Here is a 4,954-nt window from a genome sequence, read left to right on the forward strand (position 1 = left end):
TCATCAGCCCGGCCAGCGCCATCGTCTCGGGCCTGGACCTGCTGGAGGATCCCTCCGCCCAGGACATGCGCGAAGACGCCATGAGCCTGATCGCGTCCAGCGCCCGCAAGCTGGCCGACCTGCTCCAGTTCACGCGCGTGGCGTTCGGCGCCTCGGCCTCGGCCGAGAACTTCGATTCCCGCGAGCTGGAAAAGCTGGCCCAGGGCGTGTTCGCCCATGTGCGCCCGACCATGGAGTGGGCGATTCCGCCCTCGACCATGAACAAGGCCAGCGCCCGCGCCATCCTCAACATCGCCCAGATCGCCGCCAGCGCCCTGCCGGCCGGCGGCAAGGCGACGCTGCGGGCCGTGGTCGTCGACGGGCGGGTGGCGATCACCGCCGACTCCGTCGGACCCCGCGCGCGCCTTCGTCCCGAGGTCCTGGCCGGCCTGAAGGGCGAGGCCCTGGCCGAGGGCCTGGGCGGTCCGTGGGTGCAGGCGGCCTATCTGACCGCCCTGGTCCGCGCGGCCGGCGGCCAGGTCGGGGTCGAGCTGGGCGAAGACCAGGTCAGCCTGGCGGCCTGGGTCCCGGCCTAGATATTCCCGAAGATAAACCACCGGATCGCCGTCACCGTCACCGCTCCTTAACTCCCTGCGCCGCACATTGGGGCGATTGGATGGAGCGTGCCGTGAAGACCTGTCTCGTCGTCGACGACAGCCGGGTGATCCGCAAAGTCGCCCGGCGCGTCCTGGAAGACATAGGCTTCGAGATCGCCGAGGCCGCCGATGGCGTGGAAGCCCTGGCCTGGTGCCGGGCGGCGATGCCTGACGCCGTTCTCCTGGACTGGAACATGCCGGTGATGAACGGGATCGAGTTCCTGCGCCATCTGCGCCAGGAGCCGGGCGGCCAAGGCCCGACCGTGGTCTTCTGCACCGTCGAGAACAAGATCGAGTCCATTCGCGAGGCGCTGGACGCCGGCGCGGACGAGTACATCATGAAGCCGTTCGACGGCGACATCATCGCGGCGAAGTTCGCCGAGGCGGGCCTGCTGTGACGCCCGAGGACATGGACCTGCTTGTCGCCCTGGCCCGCCAGCGCGCCGGTCTGCGGATCGAGAGCGACAAGGTCTATCTGGTCGAGAGCCGGCTCAACCCCCTGGCCCGCCGCGAAGGCTTCGACTCGATCGAGGCGATGATCGCCACCCTGCGCACCCACCGCGAGGACAGGCTGATCTGGGCCGTCGTCGAAGCCCTGACCCTGAACGAGACCGCCTTCTTCCGCGATCGCGAGGTCTTCGCCCATTTGCGCGACGAGCTTCTGCCGGCCCTGTCCAAGCTGGGCCGCGACCGCCCGATCCGAATCTGGAGCGCCGCCTGCTCGACCGGTCAGGAGGTCTATTCCCTGGCCATGACCGCCGCCGAGTCCCGCGACGTAGCGCCGGGCGCCCAGTTTGAATTCTTCGGCTCCGACCTGTCCGACCGCTGCCTGGAGAAGGCCCAGAGCGGCCTCTACACCCAGTTCGAGGTGCAGCGCGGCCTGCCGATCCGGCTGCTGGTCAAGCATTTCGAGAACCAGGACGAGATGTGGGCGATCAGCCCGCGCATCCGCCAGTCGGTGCGCTGGCGGCGGATCAACCTGCTGGCCGATCTGTCCTCGATGGGCAAGTTCGACGCMATCCTGCTGCGCAACGTCCTGCCGGGCCTGGATCCCGGCGTGCATGGCCGGGTGATCGAGAGCCTCGCGGCCCGCCTGGAAGACGACGGCGTGCTGCTGGTCGGCAGCGGCGAGTCCCTGGAGGGGATCACCGGCGCCGTACAGGCCATCGCCGGCCGTTCGGGTCTGTTCACCCGCGCCGCGGCCTGACGCCTAGGCCTCGGCCGCCCCCAGCTTCGCGCCCCGCTCGCGCCAGAACGCCAGCATCCGATCCCAGGCCGTCGCCGAGTCGCGCTCGGGCAGCGCCTTGACCAGCTTGCGGTAGAGGGTCTGGACCGGTCCCTGGGCCGTCAGGGTCGTCGAGAGATCCAGGGCCTCGATCATCGCCACGGCCTCCTTGCGATAGTCCACGGGCAGCCTTCCGGCGTGCGGGGCGGGCGTGAGGCAGTCGCTGAAGTCGAGCTTCACGCCGGTCAGCACCTCGATCGCCGTGGCCATGGTCCGGGCATAGTCCGGATCGCTGCCCAGCCGGTCCACGTCGACGACCAGATCGGCGCGCGGCAAGGCCGCCACGTAGGACAGCACATAGACGGCCAGGAAGGCGGCGAACGACACCCGGGCGGGCGCCCGCTTCAACCGCTTGCGCACGGCCTGGATGCGATCGGCCAGATCGCCCTTGCCGGTCGGCAGGCCCAGCCGCCGGGCGCCGGCCTCGCCGCCCGCCGCCTCGGACAGGATCACGTACTGGCAGAGCTCGAAATAGGTCGGGCGGGGCCGCTTGCGCAGCGAATAGAACGACCGCCACTGCTGCACCGGATCGCGGATCAGCACGATATGGGTGCCGCCGAACCGTCGCCGCAGCCAGCCGATCCGACCAAGGGTGCGGCAGCACGCCAGCACCGGCGTGCGGCCCTCGCGCCGCGCGGCCTCGATCAGGGTGTCGACATAGGCGGCTTGGCCGGGATCCTCCTGGTCGGCCGGCAGGAAATAGTCGTCCAGGGCCAAGCGCGCCTCGAAGCCGTGAACGCCGCCGTCCGGCCGCAGCAGGGCGGAGAATTCCGACAGGTAGGGCAGGCCTTCGTTGGGATGGCGCAGACCGCTGGTGGACGGCCGTTCGCGCTCGATCCACTCCGGGGTCACACGCTCCAGCTGCTCGTGCCAGGGCTCGTAATAGGCCATCACCTCGGGAACGGCGCGAAAGCGATGCCAGACATAGGTGCTGGAGCACCGCCAACCGCTATGGACGAAGATCGGCGCGGAGGAAGGACGCGGCAATTTGAGATCACCCGTGGAACAGACGACCACAGGCTGCGGCGCCCGCTTGACCGGCGGATATCGGTTCGGGCTGCATCCGGACGAGATTTGTAACCGTCCCGCCACGCCCGAGATCGATTGTTACGAAACCAGACTCGATTTTGCGAGATCGTCTTCAAATTGCATTCTTGAAATAAAACCTTGGATGGATTTCATGCAGGCACCCAGACGCGAAAAAGCCCGCCGATCCAGGGATCGGCGGGCTTGATCGAAGGTCCGGCGTGACCGGGCCTCGAGCTTTCGCTTAGGGACTACTTGGCGTCCTTGGCGGTGTCGCTGACGGCGCCGCCGACCGACGAGACGTCCTTGCCGGCGCCTTCGACGGTGTTGCAGGCGGCGACGGTGAGGCTGGCGGCGATCGCGGCCAGAATGATGAGCTTGCGCATGGGTCTTCTCCGGTGATCGCCCGCAATGGGCGTCTAAAGGTGTTGCCCCACCTGAACGTGGACGGCGCAGCTAGGTTCCGGTGAAAGGCGGTTCGGCGGGCGGCGCCTGCGGGGTCGGGAAAATCAGGCGCACCAGGAGGCCGCCGGCTGGAGAGGCCTCGAACAGCAGCTTGCCGCGCAGCTGCCGGGCGAAGGCGGTCATCAGGGTTCGACCCACCCCCTCGACCGGTCCCTTGGGCGCGCCGGGACCGTCGTCGCCGATCGCCAGCTCAGCCTCTTCCCCGCGCACGAAGAAGTCGACCGTCAGCGTGCCGCCGCGGTCCGCCAAGGCATGCTTCTGGGCGTTGGTGATGGCCTCGACCGCGAACAGGGCCAGGGGCGCCAGCCGGTCCGGATCGATGACCAACGGATCGGCGTGGACCTCGGTGCGGATCGGCCCGCCGGTCGACATGTCGCCGGCCAGCAGGAGGGCGGTAAGCTCCTCGAGGAAGGGACGCAGATCCACGCGCTTGAGGTCGGGACCCTGATAGAGCGCCCGATAGATCTGGGCCAGGGCGGTGATCCGCTGGCGGGTGTCGTTCAGGGCGGTGCGGGCGGCGGGATCGGTCAGGGCCCGCTGCTGCATGTTCAACAGGCTGCTGATGATCTGCAGGTTGTTCTTCACCCGGTGATGGATCTCGCGCATCAGCGCGTCCTTTTCGCCCAGGCTGTCGCGCAGCGAGGCGTCGCGGGCGACGATGGCGGCGGCCATGTCGTCGAGCGTGGCGGCCAGTTCGCGGATCTCGGGCGGCGCGCGCTCGGCCTGCAGCGGCCGAACCGTGAACCGGCCCCGGGCGTAGATGGCCGCGACCCGGCGCAGATAGACGATCCAGCGGATCACCGCCTGCTCGGTGGCGTAGAGCACGGCAGCCAGGGCCAGGACGAAGGCCAGCAGCGGCGCCAGCAGGCGCAGCGCCGGATTCAGCCAGGCCCAGGAGGCCAGACCCGGGGCCTTGGCCGACAGGATGACGAACACCTCTTCGCCGACCAGGGGCGCGGCCGAGAAATCACGGGGGCGGTCGTCGGCGTCCCGGCCCGACCACAGGGCCGAACCGTTCCTGATCGTCTGCTCGCGCCAGGCGGTGGACGGCGTGCCGAACGCCCGCCGGTTGGTGGCGGCGAAGACGTGGCCCTCGGAATCGGCCAAGGCCACTTCCGCCCCGCCCGGCAGGTAGCGGTTGGCGGTCTCGGGCTGGATGGTCGACAGGGTCAGCACGGCGGCCATGGCCCCGTCAAAGCGGCCGTCCGACTTTTCGGCCCGCACGGCCGTCAGGACGGCGGGCTCGTTGGCGTAGGCGACGCCGGGAATGCTGGCCACGACCATGTGCGATCCGCCGGCCAGGCGCTGGAACCAGCGCCGATTGGCCCGCGTGGCGTCGGGCGGCGTAGTGGCGGCGGCGCAGGACACCCGGCCATAGGCGTCGAACCGGATCAGGTTGGCGTAGCCGGGCAGGCGTTGCTTCACCGTATCCAGGCGCTGGGTGCACTCAAGCCCGACCGAGCCCGGGCCCAAGGTCTGGAGCAGGACGCCGGCCGCCTCGATGCGGGCGCGGGCGATCGCGGCGCTGCGGCCGGCCGCCAGC

At 69.6% G+C, this 4,954-nt stretch carries 6 protein-coding genes; 3 read left to right on the forward strand and 3 right to left on the reverse strand.

The annotated features are described in order from the left end of the window. The 3 genes from chpT to AC1DZ6_RS18955 form a co-directional block, all read left to right on the forward strand. The coding region (gene chpT / locus AC1DZ6_RS18945; RefSeq protein WP_477098691.1) for a histidine phosphotransferase ChpT at positions 1-575 on the forward strand (575 nt) is incomplete at its 5' end. Positions 576-655: 80 nt separating this feature from the next. Further along, positions 656-1,033 carry a response regulator gene (locus AC1DZ6_RS18950; RefSeq protein ID WP_477098692.1) on the forward strand — a complete coding sequence of 126 codons (378 nt, stop codon included), beginning with the start codon at positions 656-658 and terminating at the stop codon, positions 1,031-1,033. Continuing rightward, entirely contained in the window at positions 1,030-1,842 is an 813-nt protein-coding gene (locus AC1DZ6_RS18955) for a CheR family methyltransferase (protein WP_477098693.1), read from the forward strand. The genes AC1DZ6_RS18950 and AC1DZ6_RS18955 overlap by 4 nt, the downstream gene beginning before the upstream one ends. Positions 1,843-1,845: 3 nt before the next feature. Here AC1DZ6_RS18955 and AC1DZ6_RS18960 read toward each other — a convergent pair whose 3' ends face one another. From AC1DZ6_RS18960 to phyK, 3 genes are all read right to left on the reverse strand, one after another. Further along, on the reverse strand, positions 1,846-2,907 hold the full coding sequence (locus AC1DZ6_RS18960) for a hypothetical protein (RefSeq protein ID WP_477098694.1): 1,062 nt from the start codon (positions 2,905-2,907) through the stop codon (positions 1,846-1,848). Positions 2,908-3,197: 290 nt separating this feature from the next. Beyond that, the gene (locus AC1DZ6_RS18965; RefSeq protein WP_477098695.1) at positions 3,198-3,332 is read right to left on the reverse strand and encodes an entericidin A/B family lipoprotein; all 135 of its coding nucleotides are present in this window, start codon (positions 3,330-3,332) and stop codon (positions 3,198-3,200) included. Positions 3,333-3,402: 70 nt separating this feature from the next. Then, on the reverse strand, positions 3,403-4,954 hold a 1,552-nt coding region (phyK, locus tag AC1DZ6_RS18970; RefSeq protein ID WP_477098696.1), incomplete at its 5' end, for a sensor histidine kinase PhyK.

The organism is Caulobacter sp. P1_B12_2 (assembly GCF_056406675.1).

Excerpts from the sequence above, each read along its gene's own strand:
- AC1DZ6_RS18950 (WP_477098692.1), top strand. The coding sequence starts at position 656 with ATGGAGCGTGCCGTGAAGACCTGTCTCGTCGTCGACGACAGCCGGGTG.
- AC1DZ6_RS18965 (WP_477098695.1), bottom strand. The coding sequence starts at position 3,332 with ATGCGCAAGCTCATCATTCTGGCCGCGATCGCCGCCAGCCTCACCGTC.